This is a genomic window from Sorangium sp. So ce394, from assembly GCF_051474665.1.
Classification (GTDB): domain Bacteria; phylum Myxococcota_A; class Polyangia; order Polyangiales; family Polyangiaceae; genus Sorangium; species Sorangium cellulosum_D.
Genome location: NZ_CP150339.1, coordinates 7,205,692 through 7,222,723, shown reverse-complemented (window position 1 = coordinate 7,222,723; position 17,032 = coordinate 7,205,692). Strand labels below are relative to the sequence as shown.

Sequence of the window (17,032 nt, the reverse complement as noted above, 5' to 3'; positions counted from 1 at the left end):
CGTCTGTCCGGCCCGCCGCCCCTCGGTGCCTCCTGCCCGGCGGAGGACCCGACCCTGGAACCTTGGGAAGGACCGGGACCGCGCCCGAGGGCGCTGGCCGCGCGTCGGGAGCCAGGGCGTCGCGGCGGAGAGCTGTCGCGACCGCCGCCGTGCCGTGCTAGCGGTGCGCTCCGCGACGCGTTCGACCGCGCTGGCGAGGAGCGGTACTCTCCTCGAAGGAGCGACGCATGGCCTTTCAGAGCGACCCCTCGTTCGTGCCGACCCCGCCGCCGGGTGAGGACGAGCTACCGTACGACGACGGAGAGCCGATGGAGTCTCAGCGGCATCGCAGGCAGATGGAGCTCCTCATCGAGGCGCTGGAGCTGCACTGGAAGGATCGCGAAGACGTTTATGTCAGCGGCAACATGGCGATCTACTTCAGCGAGCTCCAGGCGAAGAAGAACGACTTCCGCGGTCCGGACGTCTTCGTGGTGCTCGACACCGTGAGACGAGAGCGCAAGTCCTGGGTCGTCTGGCAGGAGGACGGCAGGACGCCCGACGTCGTGATCGAGCTGCTCTCCGAGACCACCGAGAAGGTCGATCGCACCGACAAGATGCGGGTCTACGCCAAGCTCCTGCACGTGCCCGAGTACTACCTCTTCGATCCGTTCACGGGCGTCCTCGAGGCCTATGCGCTCGATAACGCCACGATGTCCTACGTGCCCGTCGCGCCCGGCGCGAACGGCGACGCGGCGAGCCCGCGGCTGCACCTCGGGCTCGGCGTCCGCCGCGGCACCTATCGCAACCTCGACGTCGACTGGCTGCGCTGGCTCGACGCCGAGGGGCGTGTGCTGCCCACGGGTGAGGAGCAGGCGCGCGCGGCCGAGGAGCAGGCGCGCGCGGCCGAGGAGCAGGCGCGCGCGGCCGAGGAGCAGGCGCGCGCGGCCGAGGAGCAGGCGCGCGCGGCCAAGGAGCAGACGCGCGCCGCCGAGGAGCAGGCGCGCGCGGCGCAGGACGAGGCGAAGCTGCTCGCAGCGCGGCTGGCGGAGTACGAGCAGCGCTTCGGCAAGCTGCCCGGCGGCGAGCCGGGCTAGCGCCCGCCGCGCCCGCCCGCCCCGGCCGTCAGGCCGCTACGACGAGCGCCTCGGCCGCGGGCGCAGCGACGACCCGTTCCCCTCGTCCTTGCCCATCAGCGCCCGGCGCACCAGCGCGCCCCGCTCCTCGGCCGCCCGGACCTTCTCCTCGAAGTGGGCCATCACGTGCAGCTGATTGCGCTCCTGCGCGCGCTGCGCCATCCGGCGCGCCAGCGCCACGGTGTCCTCGATCGTGCGGAGCGCGACCCACAGCGCCGCCTCGAGCGCCTCCGACTGCTCGTCCTCCAGCCCCTCCGGCGAGTAACGGTGGCCGACCTTGCACCGGAAGCTGAGCATCGCGCCGTCTCCGCTCCGGATCAGGTTGCCTCCGCACTCCGGACACGTGAACTCGCTCTCGAGTGCCTCCACGTTCTCCCCCACGAGCCCGTACGATGTCTTCGCCTCCTCGGGCGCCTTTCCTGCCCCCTGGTGAACCAGCTCGACGAGCAACGGCGGCAGGCGCGCCAGGGGCACGCAGTGATCCACCGGCACGTTGTCGATCGCGCTCTGCGGCATGTCCGGAAACAGCGCGTCCTTCGGGTCCTGCACCACCGTGACGCCGCCGGCACGCTTGATCTCCAGGAGCCCAGCGGTGCCGCAGTCGCGCGCGCCCGACAGCACCACGCCGACCACGCGCGGGCCGTACGCCGCGGCCGCGCTCCGGAACAGCGGATCCACCGCCGGCCTGTGGCCGTTCTCCTTCGCGCTGTACACCACCCGCACCACGCCCTCGCCGAGCAGCAGGTGGTTGTCCACCGGCGCGATGTAGATGCGCCCGCGCTCGATCGGCTCGCCGTCGACCGCGGTCGCCACCGGCATCCGGGTCGTCCGCTCGAGGATGTGCGGAAGCACGCTCCGGGCCGTCGACGGCATGTGCAGGACCACGAACAGCGACGCCGGCAGGTTCGACGGCAGACCCCCGATGAGCGCGATCAGCACCTCCACGCCGCCCGCCGACGCCCCGAGCGTGATGATGTCGTGTCCTGGCACAGCCGGCCTCCTCAAGGAAATGCGGTTACGGTAGACGCGCCCTGTCGGAGCAACCGCTCACGCCGCCGGGCGAACCACGCGATCCATCGTGCTCAGCAGCGTGGCCATGCTGGCCGGCTTCTGGAGCACCGCCGCCGCCGAGAGCTGCTCCGCCGCCTTCCGGAGATCCTCCGGCATGCGCGCCGAGAAGATCACGATGGGCGGCCTCTCCGGTACCTCCTGCAGCCGCGCGACGAGCTCGGCCGTCGTCGCCCCCCTCACGGTCAGGTCGAGCAGGGCGGCCCCGTACCGCCGCTCCGTCAGCGCGGCGATCGCCTGGTCCGCCGAGTGGACCGACTCCACCTCATAGCCGGCCATCCCCAGCATCTCCAGGAGCATCTCGCTCGAATCACGATCATCCTCGATCACGAGGATCTTCGCCCGCTTCGCCATCGTCCCTTCTCCGCCGTCCGCACGAAAGCAGCGCGAGCCCACGGCCTCAATCGTGCCCGCCTCGATTCGATATCAGGGGCAGCCTGACGGTGAAGGTCGCGCCCTTACCCTCCGCGCTGCGCACGAAGATCTGCCCCCCGTGCGCCCTGACGATCTCCTTGCAAATGAAGAGCCCGAGCCCCATGCCGCCGGACGAGGAGTTCCTGGGCCGATCCACCTGGTAGAAGCTCGAGAACACGTGCGGCACGTCGGCCGAGGGGATGCCAGGGCCGTAATCCTCCACGTCGAGCTCGGCGGTGCCGCCCGCGTGCCGCAGGCGCACATCGATCTTGGGTGAGCCGTTGGCGTGCCGGAAGGCGTTGCTGATCAGGTTCATGAGGACCTGCTCCAGCCGCGCGGCGTCGCCGTTCACCACCATCGGCTCCGCCGCGGCGGGGAGATCGAGGTGGACCTTCGGGGTCGGCCCGAGCGTCTGGGCGCTCTCGGCGACGTGCGAGACCAGCGGGGCGAGCTCCACCTCCGAGATCTTGAGCTCGAACTTCCCGGTCTGGATGCGGGTCGCGCTCACGAGGTCGTCGACGAGCCGCTCGAGCCGCTCGCTCTGGGCGCGGGCGAGCGACGCGAAGCGGGCGAGGCGCGGGTCGCCGTCCCCAGGCAGCAGCGTGCTCAGCATGTCGAGGTAGCCGCGCAGCGGCACGAGCGGCGTGCGCAGCTCGTGGCTCGCCATCGCCATGAAGCGCTCCTGCAGCTTGCGCATGCTCCGCTCCGTGATGTCGCGGATGACGATCACGCCCCGCTCGGCCGCCTCCTTGCCGGTCGAGCCGCCCCCGCCGATGGGGTGGCCGGTGGCCTCGAAGTGCCGGGTCGAGCCGCCGGGGCCGGGCGCGTTGAACTCCATCTGGAAGCTCTCGCCGCGCGCCGCCCGCTGCTCCGGCGTGTCCTGGTACAGCAGCGGCCGGCCCTTCTCGTCGTGCGCCGTGAGCCGGCCCGCGCCGAACATCGCCTGGTAGGCGTCGTTCATGAGCACCGGCCGCCCCGCGCCGTCGACCACGAGGAGCGCGTCGCCCATGCTGCGCAGGATCGCCGAGAGCCGCGCCCGCTCCGCCTCGATCGGCGCGGCGAGCTCCTGGATCTCGCGGCTCCGCGACTCCAGGTCGGCGTTCGTCGTGTTGAGCTCCTCGATCGTCGCCTGCAGCTCCTCGTTGACGGTCTCGAGCTCCTCGTTGGTCGCCTGGAACTCCTCGTTCAGCGTCTCGATCTCCTCCATGGCGGCCTGCGCCTCCTCGGTGGAGACCATCAGCTCCTCGTTCACGGCGCGGAGCTGCTCGTGCGCCGACGTGAGCTCCTCGTTGGCCCGGAGCAGCCGCCGTTGCTGCTCGCTCAGCCGCTGGATCGCCGCCTGGTCCTGCCCGCGGGCGGACTCGAGCTGCGCGAGCGCGGCGCCGAGGGCCTCGTTCTCGCGGCGCAGCTGCTCGCGCTCGGCGGCGAAGCGCTCCTCGACGCGCTCGCGCTCGGCCTTCGCGGCCGCGAGCTCGGCGCGGAGCTGCGCCTCCCGGCCGAGGCTCTCCTGGCTCGCCTTCCGGCGCCGCACGATCTCGGTGACGTCCTCGACCACGACCAGCGCCGCCTCGACCTTGCCGGGCTCTTCGCGCGGCCCGTGGCAGGTGATCTGGATATACGACGGTTCGCCCGAGGGCGTCGGCTCGACGGCGACCTCGATCGGGTCCGACGATTCGCCCCGGAAGGCGGCGTCGATCGCCTCGAGCAGCGGCCGGTGGGGAACCGACTGCGCGAGGTGGACGAGGTCCTGACCGAGCGCCGTGCCGTGGATGCCGAGCAGGCGCCGCGCCGTGAAGTTGATCTCCAGGATGTCGTAGCGGCTGTCGACGAGGACGATCCCGACGCGGAAGCTCGAGAGCAGCACGTCGATCGACATGCGGGCGCGCGGGAGGTCCTTCGAGGCGCCGCGCAGGGGCACGAGCGGCGTCTTGCCGCGGGACGAGCGCCGGGGCGGCGGCGCCGGGGCGGCGATGGCCGAGGGGGGCACGAGGATCCGCTCGCCGCGGCGCAGGTAGACCTTGTGGTGGATGTCGCTGGTGACGAAGTACTCGCTCAGCGGGCTCGTGGTCTCGGCCTTGCCGAGCACGAGGTAGCCGCCCTCCCGCAGCGAGAAGGCGAACAGGTGGAGGGTGCGGCGCTGGAGGTCGCTCGTGAAGTAGATGAGCACGTTGCGGCACAGCACGAGATCGAGGTGCGGGAACGGGGCGCGCTGGCCGAGGTCGTGCTCGCCGAAGACGGTGAGGTTGCGGATGCGCTTCTTCACCTGGTACTGGCCGTCGATCGCGACGAAGTAGCGGTCGATGAGGTCGCTCGGCAGCTCGTCGACGGTGCTCGCCCCGTAAATCCCCCGTCGGGCGAAGGCGACCGCCTCGCTGTCGAGGTCGGTCGAGAAGATGCGGACGTGGAAGCTGTCGAGCTCGGGGCCGAGCAGCTCGCTGACCAGGATGGCGAGCGAGTACGCCTCCTCTCCGGTGGCGCACCCGGCCGACCAGATCCGCAGCGATTTGTTGTCGTTGCGGGCGTGCGTGATGAGCGCGGGCAGGACCACGTCCCGGAGGTGCGCGAAGAGGTCCGGATCGCGCATGAACTCGGTGACCTTGATGAGGAAGCTGTTGACCAGCCGCTGGTGCTCCTCGGGGTGCTCGGCGAGGTAGCGCATGTAGTCGTCGATGGTGTCGGTGTCCGTGGCCGCCATCCTGCGCCGGAGCCTGCGCAGGATGGTCGCCTGCTTGTATTTCTTGAAGTCGATCCCGCTCCGCTCGCGCACGAGATCGAGGAGCGACTGGAGCCGCCTGTCCTCGTCCGGCGGCGGCTCGACGTACGCCCCCGTGAGGAGCTCGCCGACGATGCCCCCGATGCGATCGAGGTCGGCCACGATGTCGACCGTGGTCGGGGCCAGCGACTCGGGCATGCCCCGGAACTTCGCGGTGTCGGGGTTCTCGATGATGACGGTGCCGCCGCACTTCTTGACGTGGCGGGCGCCGACGGTGCCGTCGGAGCCGTTCCCGGTCAGGACGATGGCGACGAGGTTCTCGCCGAAGACCTCGGCCGCGGTGCGGAAGAGCGTGTCGACCGACGGCTTGGGTCGCGCGTTGGTCTCCGGCTGGAGCCGGAGCTCGTGGTCGGTGATCTCCACGTCGCGGCCCGGGGGCACGATATAGACGACGCCGTCCTCGAGCGGGGCGGCGGAGGCGACCGTGCGGACGGGCAGCTCGCTGCGGCGGCGCAGGACGTCGCCGAGGTGGCTCTCCCGCCTGGGGTCGAGGTGCTGGGCGATCACGACCGGAGCCGGGAACGGGGCGCGCAAGGTCGAGAGGAGCGTGCAGAGGGCCTCGATGCCCCCGGCCGAGCAGCCGACGACGACGAGCTGAGATCTGGAGCGGGCTTCGGTCATGAGACGTTGCGTGCCTTTACTACACGTGGAGCGGGGAGCGACGCTGGGATATGTGCGGCGGGCGACGGCCTTTCAAGAGAAAGCGGGGCGCTCGAGAGAAAGCGGGCGCGCTCGCCAGCGGCGGGCGGGCCGCGCAGAGGACGGGCTGCTGTCGGGGAGCTCCGGGATCGACATCGTGGCAGGCCCGGCGCTCTTCAGGGTTCACCGTGGTTTCCCGGCTCCGGCGAGCTCCCGGTCGATGCGGGCGACGAGGGCGACCCGACCGAGGCCGCGCCACGACGCGGCCGCCGCCTTCAGGTGCGCCTGCCGGCTGGCGGGCGGGGCCGCGACGGCGGCGAGGCGGCGAGCGCGCCATCGCGATCTCGCCCAGGCTCTCGAGGCAGGCGGCCTCGCGCCGCGCATCCCGGGCGCGCCGGGCCGCCGTGAGCGCGCGGAGCAGATCGCACGGCCGTGGCGTCGAGATGAACACAGGCGAGCTCCGGGAGCGCACCTGCGTGTCTCGCTGCCCCTTCGGCCGCCCCGGCGGGGTGGGCCAGTCCAACTACCCTAGACGGTCTCCATCCACCGGGAATGGCGGCGCCCGTTACGGCATTCCCGTGAGCTCGACGGTCACCGGCTTGAACGTCGAAACGCCGAAGACGTGGTGCCATGCCTTCGCCGACACTCGAAACATGTAGAACCGACTGGGATAATCCACCGAACGATGCATGCGGACCTGGCAGCCGTTCGTCGCGCTCCACGTCCCATACACGGGGGCCACATCGCTGGCGGCCTTCCGCTCATGGTCATCGAGGTCGTAGCCATAAATGTCCATGTCCACATGGGCCTCCCGGCCTCGCGGGAGGCGCTGCCGCGGGCGCGCGGGGGGCTGGCTCGATCTCGCACCGGGGCACGCGCGTGTTTCATCGCGCCCGCGACGAGAGTATGCGCATGCCGCATGCGGCAATTTTCCTTCGACTGTCTCCTCCTCGCCGGATTGCTGGCAGCCGCCGGTTGCTCCTCCAACGCGGACACGGACTCCCCCGCAAACGCGGGCAGCGGCGGCGCGGGCGGCGGCGGCGGCGGCGGCGCGGGCGGCGACGGCGGCGCGGGCGGCTCGGCGCCCGCCATCCCCTTCCCGGGCGAGGTCCGCCGTTACGACTACACCTTCGATCTCGCGACGGCGCGCGCCACCTCGCGCGTCTCGGTGCACGTCCTGCCGCCCGGAGGCAATTGCTTCGACGTGGCCTGTCGTGCGCAGGCCGTCGACGAGCCGCGATGGGACGGCGCGCCCGCGGCGAGCGCGGCGCTCGCGGACGGCGCGCTGCGCCTCTGCGGAGCGGACGCCGCGCCCGGCGCGTCGATCGAGCTCGAGGCGTCTACCGTGATCGCCGAGGCGACGGACTTCGGCCTGGATGTCGGCTTCTCGCGCCGCCTCGACCAGGCCGGCGGCGAGTTCACTTATCTCCTCAGCTGGGTTGGCGGATGCGACCGCTTCGGCCCCTGCGACAACGACCCATCCCGGCTCGCCGAGCTCCACTTCGAGGTGACCCACCCGGAAGGGACCGTCGTGCTCTGTCCTGGCAGGCTCACCGCTCTCGCGGGCGTGACCCGCTGCGACATCAGCGGAACCCTCGCGCCGACGTACTCGGGCTTCGCGCTCGCGGCCGACCCGCTGTGGCAGCGGCGGCCGTTCACGAGCGCGGGCGGCGTCGACCTCGTCTTCTACGAGGTGCCCGGCGGCGAGCTCGCCTCTTCGCTCGACGCCGCGAGCGTGGGCGAGTTCCTGGCCTGGATCACCGACCTGCTCGGCCCGTTCCCCTATGGCGACGAGCTCCGCGTGGCCGGGGCGCCGACCCAGTGGGCCGGCTTCGAGCATCCCGCGAACATCCTGCTGAATGAAGGGCTCCCGAACCTCGGCAGCAGCTATGCGGACGTCGTGATGCACGTGCTCATGCACGAGATCGCGCACCAGTGGGCTGGCAACCGGACCACGCTCGCCTCGGCCGCCGATTTCGTCTGGAAGGAGGCGACCGCCGAGTACCTGGCGTACGTCTTCGAGGACGAGCGGCGGCCGCCGGGCGAGGCCGCCGCGACGCGGAGCTACTGGGACTTCATCTCGCTCTTTGCGGAGCATTACCCGCGCCCGACCGAAGACCCGACGCCCCCGGTGCATACGTTCTACGGCGATGCCTATGGCCCCGGCCCGATGGTGCTTTACCTGCAGCTCGAGCCGTTGCTGGGCCGGGCCGCGGTGCTCGAGGGCATCCAGGGGTTCCTCTCCACGCCCGGCGCGCGCAGCGTCATGGAGCTCAAGTCCGCGCTCGAGCGGGCCTCGTCGAGCGACCTCGGTGCCTATTTCGACGCGTGGGTGTTCGGCCAGGGCGCGCCGGAGTGGCCCAGCTTCGCCGTCCAGGTGGAGCAGCAGGACGATCGCGCGACCGTGACCGTGACGCAGGAGAGCGCGCGAGGCGTCCTCTACGGCTGCGCCGTCGAGGTGGAGATCGCCGGCGAGAGCGGCGCCGCGCGGGTCGTCGTCGACTTTGGCCTCGCGCCCTCGTCGCCGAGCGCGAGCGCGCAGATCCCGTTCACGGAGCCCGTCACCCGCGTCACCGTGGATCCCGATCACCGCCTGATCGACCGGGATCTCTCGGCAGCGCGAACCGCGCCGCCGCCGGCCAGGCCGCCCGTCTGGGTCTTCTGACGACCGCCGATCCGGGCAGCGCGCTCGAGTCCGGCACGCCGGCCGCACCAGTGCGGGCAGGCATTCCCTTCGCGACCGGAAGCGGTGCGGTCGGGGTAGCCGAGCATTCCCCCCGAGACCGGAAGCGGTGCGGTCGGGGTAGCCGAGCATTCCCCCCGAGACCGGAAGCGGTGCGCTCAGGATAGGTGAGCATTCCCTCCCAGACCGGGAGCGGTGCGCTCGGAATAGGTGAGCATTCCCTCCCGGACCGGAAGCGGTGCGGTCGGGGTAGCCGAGCATTCCCCCCGAGACCGGAAGCGGTGCGCTCGGGATAGGTGAGCATTCCCTCCCGGACCGGAAGCGGTGCGGTCGAGGTAGCTGACCATTCCCTACGGAACCGGAAGCGGTCCCCGGGCCATAGCTGGGCTACCCTCCTGGACCGGAAACGGTCCCGCCCCGGCACCTGCGCTGCCCACGCGCAGGATCTCAACGCCCGGCGGCCGGTCGTCGCATTCTTGCCAGCTCCGTTGACGCATAGCGACAGGTGCTTACCCCTGGCCGGCACGTCCGGTACGCACCGGGCGTGCATGTCAGCAGGCCGGCCTTCGCACCTGCCCACGCTGACCGTCGCCGCGCCAGTGGGTCCCTGAGGTGTGCATCGATCGCGCTGACCGTCGCCGCGGCGGCGGTCTCTGGGATGCGCATTGACGCCGCGGGTGCGACGGTCTCTGATGACCGTCGCAGCGATGGCCGACACGCGGACCCTCAGCCCCGTGCAGCAACGCCTCGTCGACGCGATCGACCAGAACGGCGACGTCGCCGCGGCGGTCGATGCCGGAGCCGACATCGACCACCCGTTGCCCAACGGCGCACCACCGCTCCTGTGGGCCATCGCGAACGGCAAGGTCGACGCGGTGCGCGCGCTGCTCGCGCACCGCGCCGACGTGCGCGCCCGAGACCGCCAGGGCGACACGCCCATCACCGTGGCGACGCGGTTCTGTCCGCCGGACGACACCACGGTGCTGGCGCTGGTGCTCGACGCCGGGGCTGATCCCAACGCGCGCGACCGTTCGGGCGATCCGGTGCTGGTGACGGTGATGCGCGCGGGGCACCTCGCGGCGATGCAGCTTCTCGTTGCACGCGGGGCCGATCCCGACGCGCGCGATCGCGCGGGCACGCCGCTCGTGCTCAAGGCCGCGCTCACGCAGGACTGGGACGTCGTCTACACCCTCATCGAGCTCGGCGCCGACCCCATGGCGACCGACGGCATGTTCACCGTGCCGCCCCTGCTCGGCAACCACGCCGCGACGCCGCCCGACTCGCCGCTGTGGTTGTACAAGCGGCGCGTGTGGCAGGTTTACTCCGCGCGCGAGGTCGCGGTGCCGCCGCTGCCCGAAGGGGCGTGAGCGATGCTGAGAATCTCCCCGGCGCAGTCCGAAGACGTCACGCGGCGGCTGTTTCGCTCGCGGGTGTACCGCTTTCTGCGCGAGCAGCTCACGCCGGCGTACCGCGCGCGGGTGGGGGCCATGGACGAGGTGCTCGGGGGCTGGGAGCGCATCGCGTGGGTCGACGGCGCGGCCGAGCACGACCTCGCGGTGTACCTGTGCTTCGCGTGGCTCGCGACCTTCGACGACGAGGCGCAGCGGCAGCTGCGCGCGCCCGAGGTTGCGACGCGCTCGCCGGAGACGGTGTTCGCGATGAAGAGCTACATGGTCGACGTCGGGATGCTCGACATCTGCGCGTTCGACCGGGGATAAGCAGAGCGGGAGCGCGGGATGGAAGATGGCGGCGGGTCGAACGGGTTTCAGCGAAACCAGCCTCCGACGAGCTGCGAGAAGTGCAAGAACAAGTGCAAGGAGCGCTTCGAGCAGCGCAAGAAGCTGATCCAGAGCGCGCGCGACAAGGCCGCCAAGGAGGGGGGTGACGCCGGCGCCAAAGCGAAAGAAACCGCGGATGAATTCGACAAGTACAACACCGCGATGCCCAAGGCGAAGGCCGCCCTGGCGGTGTACGGCGGCGCGGACCCGGAGTGCCTGCGCCGTGTTACAGACCCCGACGAGCTAAGGAAGATGGGCATCACCGACCCGAAGCAACTCAACGACCCGAACTCGGGCTTTCACGCGGAGGTGTACAAGAGCGACTGGGACGATCGGACGATCCTCGCGTTTCAGGGCACTGACCGGAACAGCCTCAACGATTGGAAGACGAGCATCGACAACGGCGACGGGCTCGACACGGCGCAGTACAAGTCGGCGCGTGAGCTCGCGGCGCGCATGGAGGGAGCGGGGGTCGATTTCGACATCACCGGGCACTCCCTCGGCGGCGGCCTCGCGCAGGAGGCGGGCCTCGTCGCGGGCAACAGCAATGTGTGGACCTTCAACGCCGCGGGCCTCCATGAAGCGTCACTCGAGCGCACCGGCAACACGAGCTGGGACTCGCTCAACAGCCGCACGCAGGCGTTCCGCACGCAGTACGATTTTGTGACGTTCATCCAGGAGAGCCGCGACCCGCAGATGCAGCTCGCGAACGCGCGGTTCCTGCGCAACGAACTCGCGAACGATACCTGGGGCATGAGCCCCATCATGATAGAGGGCTATAACTCCGAGAAGGCGTGGACGCATCAGGGACGCGCACGGACCCTCACCCCGTATGGTCATGACCGGAAGGCATTTGTGTCGCAACTCGACGAGCGTATCAACGAGGCGCAGTCGAAGGTGGACAAGGGCATCGACCCCGGGCTCTTTCCGCCGGCGCACGGGCAGAACACGGAGGTGCCGGGCTGGATCGATTCTTATTTTAAGGGCGAGCGCGATGAGGACAAACTCGGCAAGCTCAATCAGCACCTCCAGGAGACGATGATCACCAAAATGGAAGAGCAAAAGATGAAAGACGAATACAAGCTGAAGAGATACACCGGCTTGATATAGAGCTCGGAGGTCCCCGGGGAGGGCGTGACAGTGTTCAGGCCGGCGGTGTCCAGTCAACACCGTCGAGGCAGTGCGCTGCCGCTTCCAGGTCCTCCTTGCGGAAGTGCGCGTACCGCTGCGTGGTGGACAGGTGCTTGTATCCAGCCACCCGCTGGACCACGTGCACCGGGATTCCCCGCCGGAGCCAGAGCGCTGTCCGTCCGCCGGCAGACGGAGTAGGGGAGGGACCTCTCCTTGCTGTACCTCGTTCGCCTCGCCTCCACGCACATCCGCGTTCCGGGCCACGCGCGCCGCGCCGGGAGCGCCCTCGCGGCGGTCCTCGCGTGAGCGCGCCAGCGCGGGAGCCGCTCTTGACGCGGCCGTTCCTCCTGGCCTCCGCGTCGCACTTCTTCCATGCGCTCGCGTTCCACCTCTACCTGCACCTGCCCGGCTTCCTGAAGCGCGTCGGCGCGAACGAGGTGGCGATCGGCCTCCTGTCGAGCGCGACCGCGGCGACGTCGATCGCGGCGCGCCCGCTCCTGGGCCGCTCGATGGATGTGCGCGGGCGCCGCCCGCTGATCATCGCGGGCGGCGCGCTGCACGCGCTCGTGTGCTGCCTCTACGCGACGGTGCGCGGGCTCGGCCCGTGGATCGTCGCGGTGCGGGTCGGGCACGGCCTCGCGGCGGCGATGCTGTTCGCGGCGCTCTTCGCGCTGGCCGCCGATATCGTCCCGGCGTCCGGCGCATCGAGGGCATCGGCCTGTTCGGCGTCTCCGGCCTGGTCCCGTTCTCGCTGAGCACCTGCTCGGCGACGCGATCCTCGGGCGCGCCGGCTACGGGGCGCTCTTCGCGGCGTCGGCGGGGTTCTCGCTCGCCGGCCTCCTGCTGTCGCTCCCGCTCCGCGATCCCGGCGCGCGGGCGGCGGGCGCGGCCCGCGCGAGCAGCGCGGTCGGCGCGACCAGCGCATCCGGCGCGGCGAGCGAGCCGCCGCGCGGCGTGCTCGCCGCCATCGCGCAGCGCGATCTGTGGCCGCTGTGGATCGTCGGTCTCGCCTTCGCGACGGCCGTCGCGGCGCCGGTGACGTTCCTGAATACGTTCGTGCTGCAGGCCGGGATCGGCGCGGTCGGCGGCTTCTCGACGGCATATGCGGCAGCGGCGATCGGGGTGCGGCTCGCCCTCGGCTCGCTGCCCGACCGGCTGGGCCGGAGCGGGTGCTCCCTCCTGCGGTCGCGTTCGCGGCGGCCTGCTCGCGGCGGCGTGGAGTGACCGAAATCCCGGACGCGCAGGAGCCCCTCGTTGGTCCAGGTGGCGCCCCAGCCGCGCACGACGGCCGTGCTGGTGGGCCCGACCAAGTCGTCATTGGTGAGATGGATCCGCGCGTTCACGGTGAAGAGCTGGGCGCCCTGCTCGACGAGCAGCGACCCGGAGCCCCCCGCGCCCACGACGAATTCGCCCGTGTTGAACCACCTCGTCGCGGAGCCCCTGGCAATCGCCGCGCCGCCGCAGGGCCAGCAGGTGGTGATGTACACGTTGTTTGAGGAGAAGGTCGCTCCTTGCCTGAGCTCCAGATAGCTGCTCGACTCGCCGCCGCCGATGTACGTGTCCGCCTGGCTCGTGAGGGCGGAGTCATAGCCCTCGACGATCACGGACCCCGTGAACCCGTAGCCGTACAGGCCGACCTGGAGCGCGTCGGTGATCGCCTGGGCGCCGGTGCGGATGTGGAGCTGCCCGCCGGCCCCGATCGACAGGAGCCCACTGTTGATCCACGTCGATCCGTACCCGATGACACGAACCGTGCCGGTCGCCTCGGGCCACGTGGCCACGCTGGCGCCGGGGCTGATCAACGTCCCCTGATCGCTGATGATGACTTCGCCCGAGGTCGGCGCCCCGAAATCGCTGGCGCTGCCGATCCGCAGGGGGTTGGGCCCGAGGTCCTACGGATCGCTCGGGTTGCCGGGCGTGACGTCCCCCGAGATGGTGACGTCGGCGTAGGCGGGCCCTGCCGTGGCCACCGAGGCCGCCGCGAGCAGCAAGGAGAGTGCCCATCGAGATCGCTGGTGCATGCGCTTTACCTCCACGAGACGTTGATCGCGCTCGAGACCGGCCCTCGCCCGCGCGCCCACGGGCCAGCGTCCGCCGCGGGACCGGCGAGACCAAGCATGTTCGCGCTGCTCGACCGGTTCCGCGACCGCAAGCGGTCATTCCCGGCGCCTCGCCGCCGGACGCCGAGCGACGCCGGTCGGAGGCATGGAGTAACGCGGGCCGCGGCCGGACGCGGGAGGCGCAGGCTGCGTCGTGACGGTCCACTGCATTGGACCGGCTGTCCACTGCAGTGGACACCCGAGGCGCCGCGAAGCCTGAGGGACGGCGCGACGGCGGCGCCGCTCGCGCCGCGGATCGACGCCGGTTGCGCGGAGCTCGCGCCCGAGGACGCCCCCTGCGCCGCCCGCGCCGGATCCGCGCCCGCGCTGGCACGCCGGCTGCTGAGCACGCTGAGCGAGGTGGCCAGGTCGCCGCTCTCTCCTCTGCGGGCTGCCATGCCGGCGCGGGATCGCCCGGCGCCCGCCGGAGGGGACATCGACAATTCAGCGCGGCCGCGCCGGCACCAGCAGTGCACCCGTCACGCTAGGGAGGAAGAAGCCATGTTCATGCACTTCACGGTTCACGAGATCAAGGCGCACAAGGTCCAGGATCACCCGTTCGATCCGCTCAACAGGCGCGTCGAGCTCTACCAGACGTGGCACCTCTCGGAGATCGACCCGCTCGTCCCGCTCGCCGACAGGCCGGCGTCGAGCTGGTCGCGGCTCGGCTTCAGCACGCGCGGTGGACCGGACGACGGCGTGAGCTTCAGGGAGAGAGAGGCGAGGACCGTGGTCGATCCGCAGATCATCTTCGGCCTTCCCGACGACGCCTTCGCGAGCGGCAAGAGGATCCGGTTCGTCATCGACTACCATCACTGGGAGTCGGACGGGTCGACGGCGAAGGTCCGGGCCGCGTTCTCGAACAGCACGCTCGCGTATCTCCTGAAGGTGTGGAAGGAGTCGCACGCCGACCAGGCCGCGTCGCGCGCTCGGCTCGAGGGGTGGCTCAAGGACAACTGGCAGCAGGTGCTCAAGGGGGCGATCGCGGCCGCCGGCATGGCCTCGTCGCCGTGGGTGGCCGTGGGGACGAGCATCCTGCCGGTCGTCGAGCTGCTCGTCGACGTCGCGAAGAACAACAGCGACGAGTACCTCGACATGCACCGGTTCGTCGTCGAGCTGAACGGCGAAGGCGCGCCTGGCCAGACGAGGTGGCGCGTGGTCCCGCCCTCGGGCGAGACGCCCGACTGGGTCACCGGACAGGGCAAGCAGGAGTTCGTCGCGCGCGCGGCGGACGCCGGCGGCCACAATACGTTCGATGTCCGGTACGCTTTCCGGATGATCGACTAGTGCCGCGCCTCGACGAGAGCACCGCGACCGGGCGACGGACAAGGAGAATGCGCAATGAGCGTTGAGGCAGGAGCGGTCGGCTCCGTGAACGGCGAGCCGAAGGGCGTGAAACCGCCGTCAGACAAGGGCGAGACGGTCCGCGTGCCGCCTGAGGTGCCCGCGGGCGACAGAGCACGAGCGGCCAGCGGTGCGGCGCCGGAGAGCGGCGGGGCGGCGCCAGGGCGGCGGGTGAAGGACCCGAAGCAAGGCCAGGGCAACGAGACGATCGACCGCTGGGCGAACGTGTGGATCTCGGTGGGCGTGGTCATCTTCTTGCTCAATATGGGATGCGCTTGGTGGATGGCCCGCGCGGCGAACGCCGCCATCTCGGCGGCGACGGGCCGCGCCGTCGTGACCTCCAGCGCGGCGGCGGCGACCCCGGCCTCCTCCGCCGCAGACATGAGCGTAGTCGGCCAGGCGGTCGCGAAGGCACGGGACGGGATGGGGGCGAACGAGACCATCTTGCTCGCTCGCGCCATCGAGGCCGACGCGCATCTCAAGTTCGTGACGAACAAGCAGACCATCCTGGTGGTGGGCATGGCGGCGGGCTTCGCCTTCCTCGCCATCGGATTCTCGCTGTTCGTCATGGGGATCCGGGGTGCCTTCCACTTCGCGTTCGGTCGCGACGACGCCTCCAGCATCGTTCTCCGGTCGACCTCTCCCGGTGTCTTCTGCTTCTTCCTGGGAGCCGTGGTCCTGACGGTCGCGCTCACCCGGGAGGGCGAGGTCGCGTTCGGCGAAGTGAGCGTCGCGGACGGCGAGACCCCTGCGAAGCCGCCCCCGGTCGCGGACCCGCAGCCCATCGACTACACCAACCTCGATAAGCTGCTGGAACAGCAGCAGGCGGGCAGCTCACAATGAAACGAGCGTTCCTCGGATTCTCGTCGTCGCTCCTGGTGCTGTCGCTGAGCACCTCCCCCCGGGCAGCGGACGACTTGAAGCCCCTCATCGCGTCCTACGCAAAGCAGGTCAGCCGAGCGCGCCAGGCATATTCGCTCGTCCAACTGGGTGCCCACGAAGCGGTGTGCACCGACGCGCTGGCGGAGGTCGCGTCCGCCGAGGCACACGGGATGGCCGTACGGAAGGCTGCCAATACGCAACCTGCGCCCATCAAGGAGGAGGTGTACAGGATGATCGCGGGTCACGACGACACGATCCGGAACATGAGGTCGGGCCTCTCGATCTGCAAAGCCGCGTCAAGGGCGTTCGGGATCGAGGACTCCCGGCCGGTAGGCGGGGGCCACGGCGGTCAAAACGGCGCAACGAAGGACGCACCGCAACGCGGTCCGGGGCTCGGCGGGAGCGGCTCGCACCACGAGCGCACGCTGGACAGCGCATACCTCATCGAGGTCCGCGGGGAGGCCTTCCGGCGCTTCTTTCTGGAGACGGAGTCGGGAAGGCGTGTCCAGGTCAAGCCCGAGCTCTACCGGGAGTTCATCGAGCGTCAGCTCGGCGACGACAAGGCAGACATCCTCGGTGAGACGCCGATCGATGTCGCTGCCGGCGACATCGATGAGCTCTTCGGGCGGGCCCTCTCGTCGCCGGAGGTCTTCAAGAAATTCGCGTCCTGGTTCCCCCTCGAGGAGTCCTCCCTGCTCCTGTCGATGGCGGCGCAGGATGAGAAGCCGGATCCGGCGTCGGCGAGCGAGTTGGACCAGCTCAAGAAGGCCTTCGACGAGGAGGGCAGGGAGCGCATCAAACAAGCGCAGATCCTCGGCGTCAGCGAGGCAGACTTCGCCCTGTTCGATCGATCGCTCAGCGGCCTCCGCTGGCTCAAGACCATGTCCAGCCAGGGCGACGCGAGCCTGTCAGCCTACCGCGAGGCGCTGGACGGGGTCTCCTTGAAGATCCAGGTGAAGCGCCCAGGAGGGGACGGATTCCTGATGCTCCGGCCCGAGACGAAGGTCCGCATCGACGGCGGCGCCCTGGACATCGCGCAGAACCGCCTGGATCCGGGCAAATTCGGCAAGATCGAGCTCAGCCTGCCGGGCTCTCGCTAGTCGCTGGCC

The 17,032-nt window shown here is 70.5% G+C and carries 15 protein-coding genes; 9 read left to right on the top strand and 6 right to left on the bottom strand.

The annotated features are described in order from the left end of the window. The first annotated feature begins 227 nt into the window (after positions 1–227). Positions 228–1,073 carry a Uma2 family endonuclease gene (locus WMF33_RS26255; RefSeq protein ID WP_437322404.1) on the top strand — a complete coding sequence of 282 codons (846 nt, stop codon included), beginning with the start codon at positions 228–230 and terminating at the stop codon, positions 1,071–1,073. A 36-nt stretch (positions 1,074–1,109) separates the two neighbouring features. Here the strand turns inward: WMF33_RS26255 and WMF33_RS26250 are convergent, their stop codons facing one another. From WMF33_RS26250 to WMF33_RS26235, 4 genes are all read right to left on the bottom strand, one after another. Further along, positions 1,110–2,102 (bottom strand): chemotaxis protein CheB, encoded by a 993-nt coding sequence (locus WMF33_RS26250; protein ID WP_437322403.1) that lies wholly within the window; start codon positions 2,100–2,102, stop codon positions 1,110–1,112. Positions 2,103–2,159: 57 nt separating this feature from the next. After that, complete coding sequence (locus WMF33_RS26245) at positions 2,160–2,534, bottom strand: response regulator (protein ID WP_437322402.1); 375 nt, start codon at positions 2,532–2,534, stop codon at positions 2,160–2,162. Between the two features lie 46 nt (positions 2,535–2,580). Continuing rightward, on the bottom strand, positions 2,581–5,988 hold the full coding sequence (locus WMF33_RS26240; RefSeq protein WP_437322401.1) for a CheR family methyltransferase: 3,408 nt from the start codon (positions 5,986–5,988) through the stop codon (positions 2,581–2,583). 583 nt (positions 5,989–6,571) lie between these two features. Next, positions 6,572–6,802, bottom strand: a complete 231-nt coding sequence (locus tag WMF33_RS26235) for a hypothetical protein (protein ID WP_437322400.1) — start codon at positions 6,800–6,802, stop codon at positions 6,572–6,574. A 123-nt stretch (positions 6,803–6,925) separates the two neighbouring features. On the opposite strand from WMF33_RS26235, the gene WMF33_RS26230 reads away from it, so the two are divergent. The 5 genes from WMF33_RS26230 to WMF33_RS26210 all read left to right on the top strand — a co-directional run bounded on the left by WMF33_RS26230 (position 6,926) and on the right by WMF33_RS26210 (position 12,353). Next, on the top strand, positions 6,926–8,671 hold the full coding sequence (locus tag WMF33_RS26230; RefSeq protein WP_437322399.1) for a M1 family aminopeptidase: 1,746 nt from the start codon (positions 6,926–6,928) through the stop codon (positions 8,669–8,671). 683 nt (positions 8,672–9,354) lie between these two features. After that, positions 9,355–10,056 carry an ankyrin repeat domain-containing protein gene (locus WMF33_RS26225; protein WP_437322398.1) on the top strand — a complete coding sequence of 234 codons (702 nt, stop codon included), beginning with the start codon at positions 9,355–9,357 and terminating at the stop codon, positions 10,054–10,056. 3 nt (positions 10,057–10,059) lie between these two features. Further along, on the top strand, positions 10,060–10,407 hold the full coding sequence (locus WMF33_RS26220; protein ID WP_437322397.1) for a hypothetical protein: 348 nt from the start codon (positions 10,060–10,062) through the stop codon (positions 10,405–10,407). Positions 10,408–10,425: 18 nt separating this feature from the next. Next, entirely contained in the window at positions 10,426–11,577 is a 1,152-nt protein-coding gene (locus WMF33_RS26215) for a hypothetical protein (RefSeq protein ID WP_437322396.1), read from the top strand. Between the two features lie 323 nt (positions 11,578–11,900). Then, positions 11,901–12,353 carry an MFS transporter gene (locus tag WMF33_RS26210; RefSeq protein ID WP_437322395.1) on the top strand — a complete coding sequence of 151 codons (453 nt, stop codon included), beginning with the start codon at positions 11,901–11,903 and terminating at the stop codon, positions 12,351–12,353. A 36-nt stretch (positions 12,354–12,389) separates the two neighbouring features. Here the strand turns inward: WMF33_RS26210 and WMF33_RS26205 are convergent, their stop codons facing one another. Further along, complete coding sequence (locus WMF33_RS26205; RefSeq protein WP_437322394.1) at positions 12,390–13,400, bottom strand: hypothetical protein; 1,011 nt, start codon at positions 13,398–13,400, stop codon at positions 12,390–12,392. A gap of 90 nt (positions 13,401–13,490) precedes the next feature. After that, positions 13,491–13,619 carry a hypothetical protein gene (locus tag WMF33_RS26200; protein WP_437322393.1) on the bottom strand — a complete coding sequence of 43 codons (129 nt, stop codon included), beginning with the start codon at positions 13,617–13,619 and terminating at the stop codon, positions 13,491–13,493. Between the two features lie 579 nt (positions 13,620–14,198). On the opposite strand from WMF33_RS26200, the gene WMF33_RS26195 reads away from it, so the two are divergent. The 3 genes from WMF33_RS26195 to WMF33_RS26185 all read left to right on the top strand — a co-directional run bounded on the left by WMF33_RS26195 (position 14,199) and on the right by WMF33_RS26185 (position 17,023). Then, a complete protein-coding gene (locus WMF33_RS26195) occupies positions 14,199–14,984 on the top strand; it encodes a hypothetical protein (protein ID WP_437322392.1) in 786 nt (261 codons plus the stop codon). An 84-nt stretch (positions 14,985–15,068) separates the two neighbouring features. Further along, positions 15,069–15,884 carry a hypothetical protein gene (locus tag WMF33_RS26190; protein ID WP_437322391.1) on the top strand — a complete coding sequence of 272 codons (816 nt, stop codon included), beginning with the start codon at positions 15,069–15,071 and terminating at the stop codon, positions 15,882–15,884. Further along, on the top strand, positions 15,881–17,023 hold the full coding sequence (locus WMF33_RS26185) for a hypothetical protein (RefSeq protein WP_437322390.1): 1,143 nt from the start codon (positions 15,881–15,883) through the stop codon (positions 17,021–17,023). Before WMF33_RS26190 ends, WMF33_RS26185 begins: the two co-directional genes overlap by 4 nt. Positions 17,024–17,032: the final 9 nt, after the last annotated feature.

Excerpts from the sequence above, each read along its gene's own strand:
- WMF33_RS26255 (WP_437322404.1), top strand. The coding sequence starts at position 228 with ATGGCCTTTCAGAGCGACCCCTCGTTCGTGCCGACCCCGCCGCCGGGT.
- WMF33_RS26245 (WP_437322402.1), bottom strand. The coding sequence starts at position 2,534 with ATGGCGAAGCGGGCGAAGATCCTCGTGATCGAGGATGATCGTGATTCG.
- WMF33_RS26240 (WP_437322401.1), bottom strand. The coding sequence starts at position 5,988 with ATGACCGAAGCCCGCTCCAGATCTCAGCTCGTCGTCGTCGGCTGCTCG.
- WMF33_RS26235 (WP_437322400.1), bottom strand. The coding sequence starts at position 6,802 with ATGGACATTTATGGCTACGACCTCGATGACCATGAGCGGAAGGCCGCC.
- WMF33_RS26230 (WP_437322399.1), top strand. The coding sequence starts at position 6,926 with ATGCGGCAATTTTCCTTCGACTGTCTCCTCCTCGCCGGATTGCTGGCA.
- WMF33_RS26220 (WP_437322397.1), top strand. The coding sequence starts at position 10,060 with ATGCTGAGAATCTCCCCGGCGCAGTCCGAAGACGTCACGCGGCGGCTG.
- WMF33_RS26215 (WP_437322396.1), top strand. The coding sequence starts at position 10,426 with ATGGAAGATGGCGGCGGGTCGAACGGGTTTCAGCGAAACCAGCCTCCG.
- WMF33_RS26200 (WP_437322393.1), bottom strand. The coding sequence starts at position 13,619 with ATGCACCAGCGATCTCGATGGGCACTCTCCTTGCTGCTCGCGGCGGCC.
- WMF33_RS26195 (WP_437322392.1), top strand. The coding sequence starts at position 14,199 with ATGTTCATGCACTTCACGGTTCACGAGATCAAGGCGCACAAGGTCCAG.
- WMF33_RS26185 (WP_437322390.1), top strand. The coding sequence starts at position 15,881 with ATGAAACGAGCGTTCCTCGGATTCTCGTCGTCGCTCCTGGTGCTGTCG.